Source organism: Paraburkholderia sp. PGU19 (genome assembly GCF_013426915.1).
Taxonomy (GTDB): domain Bacteria; phylum Pseudomonadota; class Gammaproteobacteria; order Burkholderiales; family Burkholderiaceae; genus Paraburkholderia.
Map to the genome: position 1 here is coordinate 1632983 of NZ_AP023180.1, position 16499 is coordinate 1649481.

The 16499-nt window shown below is 59.7% G+C and carries 13 protein-coding genes and 1 pseudogene; 7 read left to right on the forward strand and 7 right to left on the reverse strand.

Going from position 1 to position 16499, the window contains the following annotated elements; genetic code table 11:
- The 6 genes from H1204_RS24980 to H1204_RS25005 form a co-directional block, all read right to left on the reverse strand.
- Entirely contained in the window at positions 1-3192 is a 3192-nt protein-coding gene (locus tag H1204_RS24980; protein WP_180731224.1) for a multidrug efflux RND transporter permease subunit, read from the reverse strand.
- 12 nt (positions 3193-3204) lie between these two features.
- A complete protein-coding gene (locus H1204_RS24985) occupies positions 3205-4488 on the reverse strand; it encodes an efflux RND transporter periplasmic adaptor subunit (RefSeq protein ID WP_180731225.1) in 1284 nt (427 codons plus the stop codon).
- A 458-nt stretch (positions 4489-4946) separates the two neighbouring features.
- On the reverse strand, positions 4947-5333 hold the full coding sequence (locus H1204_RS24990) for a response regulator (RefSeq protein ID WP_180731226.1): 387 nt from the start codon (positions 5331-5333) through the stop codon (positions 4947-4949).
- A 368-nt stretch (positions 5334-5701) separates the two neighbouring features.
- On the reverse strand, positions 5702-6097 hold the full coding sequence (locus tag H1204_RS24995) for a response regulator (protein WP_180731227.1): 396 nt from the start codon (positions 6095-6097) through the stop codon (positions 5702-5704).
- Positions 6098-6199: 102 nt separating this feature from the next.
- Positions 6200-6832 (reverse strand): response regulator, encoded by a 633-nt coding sequence (locus tag H1204_RS25000; RefSeq protein WP_243468663.1) that lies wholly within the window; start codon positions 6830-6832, stop codon positions 6200-6202.
- A gap of 21 nt (positions 6833-6853) precedes the next feature.
- On the reverse strand, positions 6854-8248 hold the full coding sequence (locus tag H1204_RS25005) for an ATP-binding protein (RefSeq protein WP_180731228.1): 1395 nt from the start codon (positions 8246-8248) through the stop codon (positions 6854-6856).
- Between the two features lie 703 nt (positions 8249-8951).
- Here H1204_RS25005 and H1204_RS25010 point away from each other — a divergent pair.
- From H1204_RS25010 to H1204_RS25040, 6 genes are all read left to right on the forward strand, one after another.
- Positions 8952-9575: a lipid-binding SYLF domain-containing protein gene (locus H1204_RS25010; RefSeq protein WP_198001225.1), complete on the forward strand. Its 624-nt coding sequence runs from the start codon at positions 8952-8954 to the stop codon at positions 9573-9575.
- Between the two features lie 375 nt (positions 9576-9950).
- Positions 9951-10109 (forward strand): hypothetical protein, encoded by a 159-nt coding sequence (locus H1204_RS25015; RefSeq protein ID WP_180731229.1) that lies wholly within the window; start codon positions 9951-9953, stop codon positions 10107-10109.
- Between the two features lie 480 nt (positions 10110-10589).
- Positions 10590-11768 (forward strand): porin, encoded by a 1179-nt coding sequence (locus H1204_RS25025; RefSeq protein WP_180731231.1) that lies wholly within the window; start codon positions 10590-10592, stop codon positions 11766-11768.
- A gap of 301 nt (positions 11769-12069) precedes the next feature.
- A complete protein-coding gene (locus H1204_RS25030; RefSeq protein ID WP_180731232.1) occupies positions 12070-12369 on the forward strand; it encodes a hypothetical protein in 300 nt (99 codons plus the stop codon).
- Positions 12370-12415: 46 nt separating this feature from the next.
- Positions 12416-13285, forward strand: a complete 870-nt coding sequence (locus H1204_RS25035; RefSeq protein WP_180731233.1) for a DUF2092 domain-containing protein — start codon at positions 12416-12418, stop codon at positions 13283-13285.
- Between the two features lie 11 nt (positions 13286-13296).
- Positions 13297-14259, forward strand: a complete 963-nt coding sequence (locus tag H1204_RS25040) for a hypothetical protein (protein WP_180731234.1) — start codon at positions 13297-13299, stop codon at positions 14257-14259.
- A gap of 541 nt (positions 14260-14800) precedes the next feature.
- Here H1204_RS25040 and H1204_RS51515 read toward each other — a convergent pair.
- Positions 14801-15249, reverse strand: a pseudogene (locus H1204_RS51515) (transposase); the annotation flags it as partial.
- 174 nt (positions 15250-15423) lie between these two features.
- Here H1204_RS51515 and H1204_RS25045 point away from each other — a divergent pair.
- Positions 15424-16404 carry an SGNH/GDSL hydrolase family protein gene (locus H1204_RS25045; protein ID WP_180731235.1) on the forward strand — a complete coding sequence of 327 codons (981 nt, stop codon included), beginning with the start codon at positions 15424-15426 and terminating at the stop codon, positions 16402-16404.
- The last annotated feature ends 95 nt before the right edge of the window (positions 16405-16499 follow it).

Consider the following 16499-nt stretch of genomic DNA (forward strand, 5'->3'; position numbering starts at 1 on the left):
TCAGTCGTCCTCGTGCCGCGCGGACGGCGTGACGTGCGGCGAGCCCGGGCCGCCCGACGCAGGCGTTTCCTTGCTGCCCTTGCCGCGCGACGACAGCGACTCGATCGCCCAGTAGAACATCGGAATGAAGAACACGGCGATCGCCGTCGCACCCAGCATCCCGCCGATCACGCCCGTGCCGATCGAATGGCGGCTATTCTGCGATGCGCCGAGCGCGATCGCGAGCGGCACGCAGCCGAGGATGAACGCGAGCGAGGTCATAACGATCGGGCGCAGGCGCTCTTCGGCAGCGGTCAGCGCGGCGTCGTACGGCGACTTGCCCTCCTCACGGTTCAGCACCGCGAACTCGAAGATCAGGATCGCGTTCTTCGCGGCAAGCGCGATCAGCATCGTCAGGCCGATCTGGAAGTAGACGTCGTTGTTGAGCCCGCGCAGCAGGATGGCAAGGAGGGCGCCGAACAGTGCGAACGGCACCGCCATCAGCACGCCGAACGGCAGCGACCACTTCTCATATTGCGCGGCGAGAATCAGGAACACCATGATGATCCCGAACACGAACACGAGGTTCCCGGTGCTGCCCGCCTTGAGCTCTTCGAATGCCTCGCCGCTCCAGCCGGCCGCATAGCCGGCCGGCATCTGCGCGGCGAGTTCCTGCAGCGTCGAGATGACCTGCCCCGAGCTGTGGCCGGGCGCCGCGTTTACGGTGATCTTCACCGCGGGGAAGTTGTTGAAACGCGTGATCAGGGCGGGACCGGTCACGTACCTGTAGGTCATCACGGCCTTGATCGGCACCATGTTGTTGGTCTTGCTGCGCACGTATATCTGGTCGAGGTCCTTCGGCGTGAGCCGGTAGCGCGGATCGGCCTGCACGATGACCTGCCAGAGCCGCGCGTCCTTGTTGAACTGCGATACGTAGAGCGAGCCGAACATCGTCTGCATCGCGCTGTACACCTCTTCGACCGGCACGCCGAGCGTTTCCGCCTGGTCGCGATCGACCTCGACGAGCAGTTGCTGCGATGCCGCGGTGAAAGTATTCGTCACCCCGGACAGTTCCGGCCGCGCCTTGGCCTTCTTGACGAAGTCGTCGACGACGCCCGCGAGCTGCTGAATCGACCCGTCGCCCTGGCTCTCGATCCACATCTCGGTGCCGCCCGTCGTGCCGAGGCCCGGAATGGACGGCGGATTGACCGGCACCACGATGCCCTCCTGCACCTTTGAGAGCGTCTCGTAAGCCTTGATCAGCACGGCGCGCGCGTTGTCCTCCTTGATGTTCGAGAACTTGTAGCGCTCGTCGAACCCCTTGAAGCCGACGAAGAACGTGCCCGCGTTGTTCTTGTTCTGGCTGTCGAGCAGGCTGAAGCCGTTCACGACCGTGACGCTGCTGACGGCCGGCTGCTTCATGAAGTACTCGGTGACCTTGTCGCCGACGTCCGCGGTGCGGTCGAGGCTCGCCGCGTCCGGCATGATGATCGCCCCGAGCAGGTAGCCCTGGTCTTCCGGCGGCAGGAACGAGCCCGGAATCGACTTCGCCATCAACACCGCGAACACGATCATGCCCACGAATACGAAGAGGCCGATGACGTAGCGCCTGATGATGAACCGGACCGCGCGCCCGTAGCCGGCCGTCATCTGCGTGAACTTGTTCTCGAACCACCGGAAGAAGCCTTTCTTCTCGTGGTGCGTGGCCTTGAGCAGGATGGCGGCGAGCGCCGGCGACAGCGTCAGCGCGACGATGCCCGAGAACACCACCGAGATCGCGATCGTGATGGCGAACTGCTTGTAGAGCTGCCCGGTGATTCCGCCGAGGAACGCCACCGGCACGAACACGGCGCACATCACGAGCACGATCGCCACGACCGGACCCGACACCTCGTCCATGGCGCGCTTGGCCGCGTCCTTCGGGCTGAGCTTGTGGACGGTCATGTTGCGCTCGACGTTCTCGATCACGACGATCGCGTCGTCCACCACGATGCCGATCGCGAGCACCATCCCGAACAGCGTCAGCATGTTGATCGAGAAGCCGAGGAGGGACATCCCCATCGCGGTGCCGACGATCGACACCGGCACCGCCAGCACCGGGATGATCGTCGCGCGCAGGTTTTGCAGGAACACGAACACGACGATCACGACCAGCACGAGCGCTTCGAAGAACGTGTGGACCACGTCGGCGATCGACGCGCGCGTGAAGTCGGTCGTGTCCAACGCGATCTGGTATTCGAGCCCCTGCGGAAACGATTTCTTCAGCTCGGCGAGCGTCGCGCGCACCTGCTTCGACACGTCGAGCGCGTTCGCGCCCGGCTGCTGGTAGACCGCGAGGACCGTGGCCGGCTTGCCCTGGAAGGTGGTGCGGTTCGAATAGCTCTTCTGCCCCAGCTCGGTCCGGCCGACATCCTTCAGGCGGACGATCGCCGCGCCATTGCTCGCCGCGCGGATGATGATGTTGTCGAACTGCTCGGGCGTCGCGAGCCGCCCGGTCGTCGTCACCGCGAACGACTGCGCGACGGGGCTGCCGGTCGGCGACTGGCCGACCGTGCCGACGGCGAACTGCTGGTTCTGCGCGCGCACCGCGTTCTGCACGTCGCCCGCGGTGATGCCGAGCTGCGCCATGCGATCCGGCTTCAGCCAGATCCGCATCGCGTAGTCAGGCGTGCCGAAGATCGCCGACTGGTTCGCACCCGAAATTCGCTTGATCGTGTCGAGCACATAGACGTTCGCGTAGTTCGCGATATACGTCGAGTTGAAGCGCTGGTCCGGCGAGTAGATCGCAATGACCATCATGAACGCGTTCGACTTCTTCTGGACCTGCACGCCCTGCGCCTGCACCGATTGCGGCAGCTGTGGCAGCGCGAGGTTCACGCGGTTCTGCACGTCGACCTGCGCGAGCTCCGGGTTGGTGCCGATCTCGAAGAAGGCGTTGAGCGTGAAGTCGCCGGTCGACGAGTTCGATGAGTACATGTAGATCATGTTGTCCGCGCCGTTGACCTGCTGCTCAATCGGTGCGGCCACGTTGTTGGCGACGACGTCCGCGCTCGCCCCCGGGTAAGACGTGGAGACCGTGACCTGCGGTGGCGTGACGTCCGGGTACTGCGCGATCGGCAGCGAGAACAGGGTCAACGCGCCGCCGAGCGTGATGACGATCGAGATGACCGACGCGAAGATTGGACGGTCGATGCAGAAGTGCGAGATGTTCATCGCGTTCGCCCCTTACTGCGATGCGCCGCCGGGCGCGCCCGGCGCCGCCGGTTGGGTTGGGGCAGACGCTTGCGTATCCGAGGCGCCGCCTTTCTCGACGACCGTCTTCCCTCCCGTGTCCGTCGACGCCAGCGTGCCGACGATCTTGAGCGGCACATCGGGCGCGACGCGGATCGCGCCGTCCACGACGACGCGTTCGCCGGCCTTCAGGCCGTCGTTGATGAACCAGTTGTCGCCGTTCCATTCGCCGACCTCGACGACACGCTGATGCGCCTTCGACTCGCCGTCGACGACCCACACGAAATGGCTCCTCGCGCCCTGCAGCACCGCGCGCTGCGGCACGAGGATCGCATTGGGCCGCATTGCCCCCGAGATGCGCGCGCGCACGAACTGCCCCGGGCGCAGGGTCCCCTTCGGGTTGGCGAGCACCGCCCGCACGAGGAAGGTCCCGGTATCGGTACTGAACGCCGGGTTCGCGAAGCTGATCTTGCCGTGCTGCGGAAATTCGGTGCCGTCGGCAAGCTCGACCGCCACGACGAACTCACTGTTGGGCGGAAAGACCAGCTTGCCCGCCGCGATCTGGTCCTGGAACCGAAGCATTTCATTTTGCGAAACGCTGAAGTTCACCCACATCGGGTCAAGTTGATAGACGTAGGTGAGAAGCCCTGTCGAGTTCGCGATCAGATAGCTGCCGTCCTGTTGCCGCGCGTAGCTCGCGAGGCCGTTCAGCGGCGACCTGATCGTCGTGTAGCCGAGATTAAGATCTGCGGTCTCGACCTGCCCTTGCGCGGCGATCACCGCGGCTTGTGCCTGCTTCTCGTTGCCGATCGCGTCGTCGAGATCCTTCTGACTCAATGCCTGCTGTGCCGCGAGCGGCTTCACTCGCGCGAGGTTCTGCTGCGTGACGAGGAGCCGGGCCTGCTGCTGCGCGAGTTGCCCCTTCGCCGTTTGCAGCAACGCCTGAAACGGCTTCGGGTCCATCTGGAACAACGTCTGACCGGCTTTCACCTGCTCGCCTTCGGAGTACGTCCGCCTGTCAAGAAAGCCGTCCACGCGCGCACGGATCTCAACTTCCCGCGAGCTCTGCGTCTGCGCAGTGAACTCCATATCGACCGGCGTATCGCGCGCGGTGACCGTCATCACCGTCACCTCCGGCGCGCCGAGCGCGGGCGGCCCCGCCGGCTTCTTGCAACCGCCAAGGAGCGCAAGCGCGACAACGAGCAGCAGCGGCAGGCCGCTTCGGCGTGCCGCAAACCCGGCTGATGGTCGACGGATTGGAAAGAACAGACCGCTCATGTCAGACCTCCCACATCGCACCGGCAAACGTGCGGCGCATGCATCCTGCGACTGGCGGCCACATGCGGCCAGCCGGGCCTCGCACGGCCGGCGCGTGGGCACACGCCACCGGCTGCCGCGAGCGAATGCTGGGTTCATCGGAAGCTCGTCGCCGTTGCATCGCCGTGCTTCATAGCCGCGTTCCTCCGGTCGGATTCGCTGCTACTGGGGTAACCATAAATGCGGAGGCATTGTAGTAGCCAAGTACTTTTCCGGATGAATCGAACGTGACTCCATTTCATCCCTGTGCGCCAACGAGGAAGCCAGCCTTATAGATCGTCGGAAACACCAGTACTGCCTTGGAAACACAAATGTCGTCAAAAGATTCAAAGGTATTCAGTGGTGAATTCGCCCGACCCGGCACGCGGACATTGACATCCTTCAAGCTTTCACCGTCCACTTCCCATCCTGCAATGTCGCTATTCCCGCGGTACCAGGTCGATTGCTGCGCGTACCGCCTTGATAAACAGCTCATCATCAAACGGCCTTCTGATGTAGGCAATGGCACCTGCAGCCAACGCCCTGTCACGTTCAACGACACCTTCGTGAGCCGTTGTGAAAATGACAGGAACGCCATAGTCAGCCAGCCCCTTCTGAACTTCCAGACCATTGGACACTGGCGTCTGGACGTCAAGAATCACGCAGGCCGGGCGATACGATGGAATCGAACGCATTGTCTCCAGCAGTTCATCTCCCGTTCCAAATCTGTCTGCCGCGACACCGATTGACCGCAGCAGTCTTCGGATCGCACGATTTACCGAGGTATCGTCGTCGACTACCGCAACGAACGGCTTCACTCTGGTCATGGCGAAAGATCCAGTGCAAGTGCACCATGGCATCCAACTGTTTGGGTACTCGATTAACACTAGGACGTCAGAATCCCATTTGATATAAGACTTTGGTGAGATGCCTCGCGACGAAGATCACAGCACACAGTCACGATCCACCGCTCGCGGGAAGTGGGATAGTGAAACGCTTTTCAGACTGATCTGGATAACGAACTGGCAGGACCGTGACAGTGTCAACGGTGCGTTCCGACGAAGCGAAGAGGGAGACCTACATCTGCTAGCAAAGGACATGAAGCGCTGACGCGTTGGCGTATCCAGGTCAACTTCTCAAACGAGTGCGATTCGCGTTCGACACTACACGGCTTGAGCGACGCCAATTTTTCTATTTATTCCGGGTCAGAAGAAGATGCGCCCTGCAGTGCCATTTCTACTGTGCTTAAAAGTATCGAGTCCGTGAATGGTTTGCGAAGATAACCAGCCGCGCCAGAAGCCAATGCCTGTTGTCGAAGGTCGATTTCGTCAAACGCCGTGATAATAATGATGGGTATCCCATAGCCTGATAATTGACGCTGTACCTCGAGGCCATTCGTACCTGGCATATGAATGTCGAGAATGACGCAACCCGGGCGACGCACCGAAACGTCAGACCATGCGCTCAGAAACTCGTCCCCACTCTGGAATGTGTCAGCGTCAATTCCGATCGACAGAAGCAGGCGCCTGATCGCCCTGCATACCGACGCATCGTCATCTACTATCGCAACATATGGTTTGGCGTTTTCCATTGATAGCAGATCGACTTTTGAACCGACCTCTCACGACGGCGATAAAGATTTGTGGGACTTTACCCGAACACCCTTCGATTACAATTCTGTCAATCTACAGATTCACCCCGGCGATTCACGATTCGCCAACACTCCATTTCCAGCCTTGTCTACAAGGTGAATCAGGTCAGCCAGTGATTCCGCCTGCATCTTGGTCATCACTCGCGCGCGATGTATCTTGATCGTCGCCTCTGCAATCCCCAGATTGTCCGCCACCTGTTTGTTTAAACGTCCGGCGACGACATGAGTCATCACCTCGCGTTCTCTGGGAGTCAGACTTGCCATCCGCGATTGAATGTTCTCCTGCTCTCGGCGCCGTTCGTAATCTTCCATTGCACGGTGAAGTGCGCGATCTATCGCTTCAAGCAAAACTTCCTCAACGATTGGTTTGGTCATAAAGTCGAGGGCGCCCGCCTTCATCGCATCCACGCTTGCATCGACGTCACCGTGTCCAGTAATGAAGATGACTGGAAATTTCATGTGCAATCGACGTTGAACTTCGAGCCCACTCAGATCAGGTAGCTGCAGATCGAGCACAACGCAGGCGGGCCGATCAGCGAGGTCCGCATTATCCAGAAACGACTGCGCACTTTCGAAGGCTTCCGCCTGATAACCGACCGAGCAAAGAAGCCGGCAAAGAGCGCGACGAACCGATCCGTCATCGTCAACGATGAAAACCCGCTTTTCGTAGTTCACGATTCACCGCTCACAGCGGGATTAACCCGCCGTGCCCTCAGCTGGAAGATTGACATAGAACGTCGCACCGCAGTCCGGATTATTCAATGCCCAGATTGATCCACCGTGCTTCAGCACGATTGTGCGACTGATTGAGAGACCGAGCCCCAGGCCGTGTGGTTTCGACGTGAAATAGGGTTTGAAGATCATGTCGAGCTGCTCCACCGTCACGCCGGGTCCACGGTCTCGCACCGCGATCTGCACGGAGCCTCCTCTATCTGAAGTAACGTCTACTTCCACTGTGCGACCGGGACTCCCGGGATCACAAACAGCCTCGAACGCATTTAAAAGCAGATTGAGTACAACCTGCTGCAACTGCACCCTGTCACCGCATACGGGTGGAAGATCATCGTCGACATGGACTTTCGTTTGAATACCGCGAATGATTGCATCGCTGTGGACCAGCGACACGACGTCGTGAATCAGACTGGCCAGATCAAGCCTCTGAACTTCAATTTCTCCCTTTCTAACCAGTGTCCGGATCCGCCGTATGATTTCACTCGCACGACAGTCATCGGCGACGACGTCCTTCAAGGTTTCACGAACTTCTCGAAGATTGATGGGCGTGCTTTCGATGAAGTGCTGCACTGCCTGTACGTTACTCAATATCGCCGTAAGCGGCTGATTCAGTTCGTGTGCGAGCGACCCTGCCATTTCGCCCAATGATGAAACTCGAGCGAGATGAGCAAGTTCCTGCGCATTGCGTTGAAGCTCATACCGTTCACTCCGGTCGACGATGATGGCCAGGCGTATATCGATTCCGCTGATTCTGCATACGTTCGTTGATACTTCCGCCAGAAATTCTGTGCCGTCGGCTTTTCTGGCCACGACCGTCATTGTCCTGGACTGCCGGTCATCGCTCACAACGAGCGGATCGGGGATCGAATGGTCTCCCTGATTCCGCGGTTCGGGGAATAGAACACTTGCCGGCATGCCTTGCATGCACTTTCCCCTATAACCAAACAGCTCAATGGCGCTAGGGTTCGCAAATGAAATCGCTTCGCGTTCGCCAAACCCAACTATGGGTATCGGAAGGCTCTCCAGCAGGTCGCTCGTCACGGGCGCAGTGTCGGGTTTTTTGCGGCTCCTTCCCCGTTCCAGCCATTGAGATTGTGCCAATGGTCGGTGCAACGTCTTTCCAGTCGTCCCTTCGGAAGACAAGAAAATTTGGGCTGCAACCGTGTTCGTGGCACACACAGTTTGCGTAACTCCAGCTTTAACCAGTCTGCTAATAACATCGAGGTCAAAGATTCGCCTCACCCTGATCATTCCAGGATCGACAACCGCGCGCGCATCGAACAGGTGTCGTTTCTGAACAAGAATTTTTGACACCATGAGCATGGTCGCGCCATAGAAGTTCGCTGACGTGGTGACCATTACCGGTCTCCTTGCCGCCGAACCCACACATAGTCGATGGGTTCCCGAAGGGTGGTCGATATCAACCGTCGAGGCAGTCTTTCGACCTCTTTGATAGTCGTCAATGAGGAACTGCTGCGTGCGTCATACAGGATTATTCTTGCTTGATAATAGGTCGATTTCATGAACTTTTCGGTATTGTTTTCCTTGGTGTCATCACAAGGAAAGTTGTTAGATTGATGAAAAAATGAAGCCTTCAACTCTCTTAAGCTTCCCTTAAGAAATGTGGTTTTTATCGGCTGCGATAGTGAGCGTGCTTAACTTAGTGATCTAGTTACTAAACCCGGTCAGCGTTGACGCGGAGCGGAGACGACACCCGCGACGCTTCCTTGGGTTATTAGCAAACGGTCGGACCAGCGTGCGGGAGAGATCGGTCCGTCAGCTGAATCGTTGCGTGCCGAAGTTCAACTGTGTCGGACCGACATGGTTTCACGCGGGTCAAATAGCCGGTTTCCCATTTGGCATTTGCCACCTTCCGTTCTTCGTTTCCTGATCGATTGCCTTAGCGGCCATCTCCACGCGCGCGGTGATTAATTCGTCGTACTTCAACCGTATAAGACTAAAGATCAATAGTGTTCTCGCTAAAGAAATACCACACTGGAACTTGTCGTACTGACGGATCGCGGCACGACGCGCCCATGGCTAACAGGAAGGAGTGTGTACCATGTCGAAAATTGTTACTGCGCTCGCCATCATTTCGGCTATGACGTTCGTGGCAGCGTGCACAACTACCGGTTCTATGGACAACACCGCAATGTCGTCGATCCCGGCACAACCAATAGCAGTTGCGCCACCTCCAAACATACAACCGACAAGTGCCACCAAGGTTCTGGACGCGGACGCCCGAGCTGCAATGTTTACTCTGGTCTCCGCGAATCCCAAGATGGATGATCTGGCTCACCATGCCAAAGCAATCCTGGTGTTTCCAAACGTCGTGAGGGCAGGTTTCCTTGCAGGGGTATCTCATGGCGCCGGTGAGCTGATCGAAAACGGGAAGGTGACCGGGTACTACGCAACCACTTCGCTTTCTTACGGTTTCCAGGCGGGCGTGCAGCAATACGCGTATGTCATGCTCTTCATGACAGACGCGGCACTCAATAACCTGAAAACGAGTAGCGATTTCGAGATCGGGGTTGGACCGACCGTGGTTGTGGTTGACCAGGGGATGGCGAAAAATCTGAATACCGAAACTGCGAAGTCGGATGTCTACGCCATCGTCTTTGATCAGCGCGGCTTGATGGCCGGGTCAGCACTAAGAGGGACAAAGATCAGTCGTATCAGCAGATAAATGTAATGTCGTGGAATCGGCAACCAATGAGGCACCAGTTCATTTGCGTGGTCGGGCGGGACATTGCGATTTCAACCGCGCCGGCCCCACCCTTGTCTGCCAGCAATGCCGGCTCGCACATGGACAAGCTTCATCAATATGGAAGCTATGCAGTTATCTTATGTGTTAGCAGATATCAAGGAACATCGGAAATGTCACACGACTAGAACCGTCAATTCACTAAGTGACACGCCATAAGCGATCTTCTCTTGATCGCATTTTCGTTAGTGCTGACTGCCAGCCTTCATCGAGTAGTTGTACAACATCTACACGAAGTGGCTACCGACGCTTCGACGCAAACAATTCCGATTCAACCCGCGTAATTCAGGCGCTTATATGAGCGCCGCGCAGGCAGCTGTCTATCGCACAATTGATTCGCTTTCTCAGAACAAAAGCGGGGGCTTCTTCCAGCGAAAACTCATTGCGCCGCTCGTTCCGTATCGGGCGGCCGTTGCTATCAGCGCGCAGGCGTTTGTCTTCACGCCATCGGCATAGCAGCTACATGCGGGCCAACCGGGCTTTGCGCCTCACCGGGCGCCACCGGACAGTAAAGGCCATCGTGCGGCCCTGGTGCGCTCATGAAGCGCTCTGCATGGTGCCCGGTCAGATAGTGATAGTCGCTGTGCGCGTGGAAATATGCCAGCGACGTCAGCATTGCTGCCCGCTCGGTACGGCAGATTCTGCGCGTCTGAGTCTCGTTCCGCCAAGCAACGGGATCAAACCGCCAACCGTCTGGTGTCTGCACGAGCGGAATCGGCGGTGTCCAGCCCGCCGTTGACAGGCATTGACAGTGGAGGTCCCGGCTAACGGCAACGCCCGGTAGCTGCCGGATAACCTCGGAACCGAACCCACGCTGCGTCCTGACAGAAACGCCCTATACTTTTCTGGCAAGACATTCGCAACCAGGGTGCGGCAACGCTCTGTGTGAAGCATTCCAGACGTATCCCGTCGCTCGGTATTAGCTGGAGCAAACACATGAAAAAGTGCCTCGTGGCTGGTGCTGCGGTCGTCACCCTGACGGGGACGGCGCATGCCCAGAGCAGTGTGACGCTGTATGGCCTGATTGACGCAGGGCTGACCTACACGAATAGCCAGATTTCCGGAACGGGTTCGGGTGGCCACAGCAACTGGCAGATGACCAGCGGTTCAGTCCAGTACAGTCGCTGGGGACTACGTGGTGCCGAAGATCTGGGTGGAGGGTTGAAGGCCATCTTTACTCTGGAAAGTGGCTTTAACGTCAACAACGGACAACTCTCATCGAACAATCGTCTCTTTAACCGTCAGGCTTTTGTTGGTCTGACCACCCGCGAATATGGCACGATCACACTCGGTCGCCAGACCGACGACATGGTCGACTTCGTGGCACCGCTTTCGCTGACGGGAACAGAGTATGGCGGTGTGCACTTTGCTCACCCATTCGACGTCGACAACCTGAACGACTCATTCCAGATCAACAACTCGGTCAAGTATGAGAGTCCGGAATACTACGGATTCAAGATCGGCGGGCTGTATGGTTTCTCGAATCAAGCCGGTGGCTTTGCAAACAATCGCGCCTATAGTGTGGGCATGTCCTACCTCTGGGGGCCCCTGAACTTTGGGGCGGGCTATCTGCATCTGAATAGCGCTGCCAGGACACCTGGCCAGGTCAATACGGGCGGCGCAGTGACCGATACGACGGGCGCTTCGCTTCAGGGACTACTGGCGCCAACCGCTGTTCCGTTAGGCGCGCTTGCCGCGCGCCAGCAAACCTGGGGCGCGGGCGTGAATTACACGTTCGGCCCAGCTGTTGCCGGCTTCGTCTACACGCAGACCAATCTGACGGGTCTGTTTCAGACTGGCTTTAGCACGCACTTCCAGAACTTCGAAGGTAACTTCCGATATGCGCTGAACCCAGCCGTTGAACTCTCGGCCGCCTATACGTATTCGCGCGCAGGTGGAAACTCAGGCAGTGGCAGTCCGCACTGGAACCAGGTGAGCGCGATGGCAGACTACAGTTTCTCGCGCCGAACGGATGCATACATACAGGGAACCTGGCAAGGACTGAGCGCGGGCAGCAACTCCCCATTGGGGGTCGCCTGGATCAACGGCGTGAGTGCGCCGTCGTCCACGAGCAATCAGGTCGAAGCGACCGTCGGCCTGCGTCACCGTTTCTAAGGCCCGCCGCGCTGGACCCCGAGAAGAGTGGGGGCATCGCGGGCATTCCCGTCTCAGCGGCGGCCGTCCTCCCATGCACCACGCGAGAGACGCCGGCCGCGGCGCGCATATATAGAACCAAGGTCTACTATCGGCATCGCCCGCGGTCTCCTACGCTGTCGATGAGCAGGCGAATGCGGCCCGCCGCGCATCGCCCGGCCATGTCGTCCCACGGAATCCACCCTCACGCCACGGTCCGGGAAGCGCGAATGCCCGGAGGCGCCTCGCCGCCCTTCTCTTCCCCGACCCCTAAGGGCAGATCATGAAGAAGCACAGTCTGTTTTTTGCAATGGCGCCCGCGCTGCTTTTCGTGAACGTCGCTGTCGCCCAGCAATACCCGATTCTCGACGCCGTCGCGAACCGGATCGTGCAGAAATACCAGAACTCGAGTTGCGAGCAATTGTGGCAGGAGCGCGCCGAGAAGAAAGGCAGACCGAAGCCCCAGGGCGAGGACATGGCGATCCAGGCGATGCGCAACGACCCGCAGATGCGCGCCGCGTTCATCGACCGCGTGGCCGCGCCGATAGCCAACAAGATGTTCGAGTGCGGGATGATCCCCTGATCGCCGCTGGGCGTGCCGTCACGCTGGCTTGATCACGGAGGCTGCGATGACTTTATGGAACCAGGCCCTGTGCGCAGCGGTCGTCGCTCTGAGCGTGTGCCTTGCCTCGAGCGGCAACGCGCAGCAACACGCGAACGCGCCCTCGAACGTTGCGGCGAAACATGTGCGCAAGGCCGCCGCGCCCGACTTTCAGCCGGGGCTCGACCAGCACGCGCTCGACGTCATCAAGGCCGCATGCGAGCGCCTCGCGGCCGCGAAGTCGATGGCGTTCATGGCCATCGTCTCGTACGAGAGCCCGAGCCGACTCGGCCCGCCCCTCATCTACTCGACCAAGTCGGAAGTCATCATGCAGCGGCCCGACAAGCTGCGCGTGATCACGCTCAGCGACGGTCCGCGCTCGGAGTTCTACTACGACGGCAAGACGATGACGGCCTTCTCGCCGGCCGAGAACCTGGTGGCCGTGACCGACGCGCCGCCGACGATCGACGACGCGCTCAAGAAAGCCTATGACATCGGCGCGATCTATTTCCCGTTCACCGACGTGATCGTCGCGGACCCGTACAAGGACATCGCCGATGCGTTGAAGATCGCCTTCTATATTGGCCAGTCGAGCGTCGTCGACAACACGACAACGGACATGGTCGCGTACGTGACGGGTGACGTGTTCGTGCAGGCCTGGATCGGCACGGAGGACAAGCTGCCGCGCCGCATCGATGCCGTCTACCTGAACGATCCCGCGCGGCTGCGCCACGTGGTGGCGCTCACGAACTGGGTGCTGGACCCGCCGTTTGCACCTGACGCGTTCGTGTCGTCCGACGCGTCCGGCGCGGCGCACATCGCATTCGAGCGCCCCGACGCCGTCAACGCGCCCGGTATGAAGCCGCCGCCGAAGGCCAGGCCCGCCAATCCTCAATGAGGAGGCGCATCGTGAAGACAATCGTGATCTACGTGGCCGCGTGCGTGATTCCCGCTTTCGCGTCGGGCCCCGCCGGCGCCTGGGGACATGCGGATGCCTGGGGACGCGCGGGCGGTTGGGGACATGCCGGCGGCTGGTCGCGCCCGTACGGCTCGGACTCGATGACGCGCAGCAATGTCTGGGGCGGCAGCGAAACGCACACGCCCGGGCAGGGCACCACCGCGACCAACCGCTACGGCGATACGGCCACGCACGCTGCGGGCTCCAACCAGACCACCTACAGCAACAGGTACGGCGCAAGCGCGACCCACACTTACGGCCAGGGCACCACGGCCACCGGTGCGTATGGTGGCACGGCCACGCACGTCGCGGGCTCCGGGCAGACCACCTACTCGAATCGGTACGGCGCAAGCGCGACCCACACCTACGGCCAGGGAACCACAGCGACCAACGCCTATGGCGGCTCCGCGACGCACGTCGAGGGATCGGGCTACACGACCTACACGAACGCATCGGGCGCGACCGCATATCACAGCACATACTACGGCGCGGCCTACCCCGCCTACCATCCGCCGACCACGGTGAACGTCTACGGATCGGGTTGCTACAACTGCGGCGGCTGGTCAACGGCGGGAGCGGCCGCAGCGGGTGCGGTCGTCGGCGTCGCGGCCGGCGCGGCGATCGCCTCCGCGAACACGGCGGCGGTCGCCTCGAACGCGTATAACAGCGGCTATGCGGCCGCGAATACGGTGAACACGTACAACGCCGGCTACGTGGCCGGCGCGACGACCGCAGCGCCCCCGCCCGCCCCTGTCAGCGGGTACTTCGCGATGGGCGCAATCTACGCGACGCTACCCGCCCGTTGCATCACGCCCGCCGGCCTGGGCGGCACCTATTACCTGTGTGGCAATTCGTGGTTCAAGCCCTCGTATGGCGCGAACGGCGTCTACTACCGCGTCGTGCCCGCGCCCTGAGGGACGCGAGGCGCACGGCGTCGGGCGGCGTCCGCGCCGACACGACATCTGACGGAGGACTGAACGGTGCACCATCGTCACAATCGACCCGTAGACCGTGATACCCGACAGCGGCCACTCGACGGTGTCAATGTCCATTGATAGAACTCCATACGTGCAGTTGACTCTGCACGTGTCCGCCGATGCGTGCGTCGGGGTCAATCAGCCAATCGGGGATCATTGGCGGCACGACATCAGACCGGGTAGCGTACGTCACGGCGATATCGCGGGAATCTGGATCGGTTCGTGTTGATCGAGCCTTGCAGCAAGGAGAGCAACCATGAAGAACATTTTGATGGGCGTTTTAGCGGGTCTCTCATTCGGGTGTCTTGCCGCCCAGAATTGCAACGACATAAAGACCAATTGCATCGACAACTACAATCGGGACATCGGAGGGTGTGGAAATTACTCCGACAGACGAGCAGAACTTTGCAAGGCGGACGCACAAAATCGATATCTGTCATGCATTCAGGCTGGTGGCTGCGGGGGCTGACGGCGCCAGATAATCATCGTGGGCGCCTGAAGGTCCCCGCAACCGGAGACGACCCAGCTTCATGACGCGTTTGAGATGAGCAATCAGGATTTCAACCTTCTTGCGGTCCTTGCGCGACTGCCTGTATGCCGGTGTTTTTTCGCAATAGCCCTTGCCTTATCACGTGCAGATTCGTGGATGCTCCGCGCTATCTTTCGTAGTGGCGTGTTCGGACAGCATTGATCCTTTAATACACATCCAGCGCAGTCCAACTGGCTTGATCGATAGACGACTATCTTGGCCTTGGTGATATGCGTGCGAGGATTCCTGAATGGACGACGTTCGCTACGTAGTGCATGTCTGGCGGGGCACCGATATTCATTGCTCTGCTCGAGCCATTGGAAATCGCTGTTCGAGAACGTCTTGTCGTTATGCGCCCCTTTCTCCCAGACCGGAACATGCGGCTCGATCGTCTTGTCATTGCACGAACGCCTCTGAAGCAGCCTCAAAGGTGCATTGCATGTTTCTTGCTTCTTCACCTTTGCGGCCTGTTATCGCCTGGCGACATTGGGCCAACCGGGCGTATCGTCCGTCGAGCAGGGAGGATGCTGATGCCAGCAATTGCCAAAAGGGTGTGCGTTGCAATTTTCGCCATGGTATTTGCAACGCTTGCCGCGTGCGGTGGAGGCGGTGGAAATGGCGGCGGTAGCAGTGCGTCGAATAATCCGGCGGGCGGCATCCATCTGCAAACGGTGTCGTTCGGAGACAGCCTGTCGGACGTCGGAACCTATGCGCCACTCGCCAGCGCGGTGGGCGGGGGGCGTTTCACGACAAATCCCGGGCAGGTTTGGACTCAGCTTGTCGCGCAGTACTATGGCGACACGCTAGGTGCTGCCTTCACGATCGGCTTCGATCATCAATTGAGTCCGCAAGGCGGCTTTGGCTATGCCGAAGGTGGATCCACGGTCGCGACACCAGCCAACCTGAACGACTTCCTTGTCGATGTGATCGGCAACATTGAAATGCCAGTCAATCAGCAGGTGTCGAGCTATCTCGCGGCTCACGGCAGCTTCAACGCGGGACAACTCGTGCTCGTGTGGGCTGGGGCGAACGATGTGCTCCGCGCGGGCTCGCTGCCAGCCGCCGCGCCGACTGTACAGACTGCGGCGACCACTCTGGCGCAGATTATCGGGCAGATTGTCCAGAACGGCGCCACACACGTCGTGGTCGTCAATCTTCCGAACGTCGGTCTGTCGCCCACAGGGCATGCGTCGGCCGACGGCGGGGCGAATCTGACCCAGTTGTCGCAACTCTTCAACGATACGCTGAACGCCGCGCTGCAAACCAATGGATTGCAGGGAAAGGTCATTCAGGTCGATGCATACAGCTGGATAAACCAGATCTTCGCGAACTTTCAGGCCAATGGGTTCACGGTGTCCAACACGAGCCAGGCGTGCGATCCATCCAAAACGCCGCATGACACAGCACTGCTATGCTCGCCGGCTACCTACACTACGCCCAACGCTGATCAGACGTACATGTTCGCTGACGATCTTCATCCGTCCACGCACATGCATGCGCTTTTCGCACAGTTCGTAGAACGGCAGATTGCGAGCACGGGTTTCGGGCACTGAACACGGTTCGATGGTCGTCTGGGCCGACATTGACCAGCGTCTGCCCGATTCGACCGACGGTGATACACGCTAGCCAGCGCGCTCCAAACTTCTGG

Excerpts from the sequence above, each read along its gene's own strand:
- H1204_RS24980 (WP_180731224.1), bottom strand. The coding sequence starts at position 3,192 with ATGAACATCTCGCACTTCTGCATCGACCGTCCAATCTTCGCGTCGGTC.
- H1204_RS24985 (WP_180731225.1), bottom strand. The coding sequence starts at position 4,488 with ATGAGCGGTCTGTTCTTTCCAATCCGTCGACCATCAGCCGGGTTTGCG.
- H1204_RS24990 (WP_180731226.1), bottom strand. The coding sequence starts at position 5,333 with ATGACCAGAGTGAAGCCGTTCGTTGCGGTAGTCGACGACGATACCTCG.
- H1204_RS24995 (WP_180731227.1), bottom strand. The coding sequence starts at position 6,097 with ATGGAAAACGCCAAACCATATGTTGCGATAGTAGATGACGATGCGTCG.
- H1204_RS25005 (WP_180731228.1), bottom strand. The coding sequence starts at position 8,248 with ATGGTCACCACGTCAGCGAACTTCTATGGCGCGACCATGCTCATGGTG.
- H1204_RS25010 (WP_198001225.1), top strand. The coding sequence starts at position 8,952 with ATGTCGAAAATTGTTACTGCGCTCGCCATCATTTCGGCTATGACGTTC.
- H1204_RS25015 (WP_180731229.1), top strand. The coding sequence starts at position 9,951 with ATGAGCGCCGCGCAGGCAGCTGTCTATCGCACAATTGATTCGCTTTCT.
- H1204_RS25025 (WP_180731231.1), top strand. The coding sequence starts at position 10,590 with ATGAAAAAGTGCCTCGTGGCTGGTGCTGCGGTCGTCACCCTGACGGGG.
- H1204_RS25030 (WP_180731232.1), top strand. The coding sequence starts at position 12,070 with ATGAAGAAGCACAGTCTGTTTTTTGCAATGGCGCCCGCGCTGCTTTTC.
- H1204_RS25035 (WP_180731233.1), top strand. The coding sequence starts at position 12,416 with ATGACTTTATGGAACCAGGCCCTGTGCGCAGCGGTCGTCGCTCTGAGC.
- H1204_RS25045 (WP_180731235.1), top strand. The coding sequence starts at position 15,424 with ATGGTATTTGCAACGCTTGCCGCGTGCGGTGGAGGCGGTGGAAATGGC.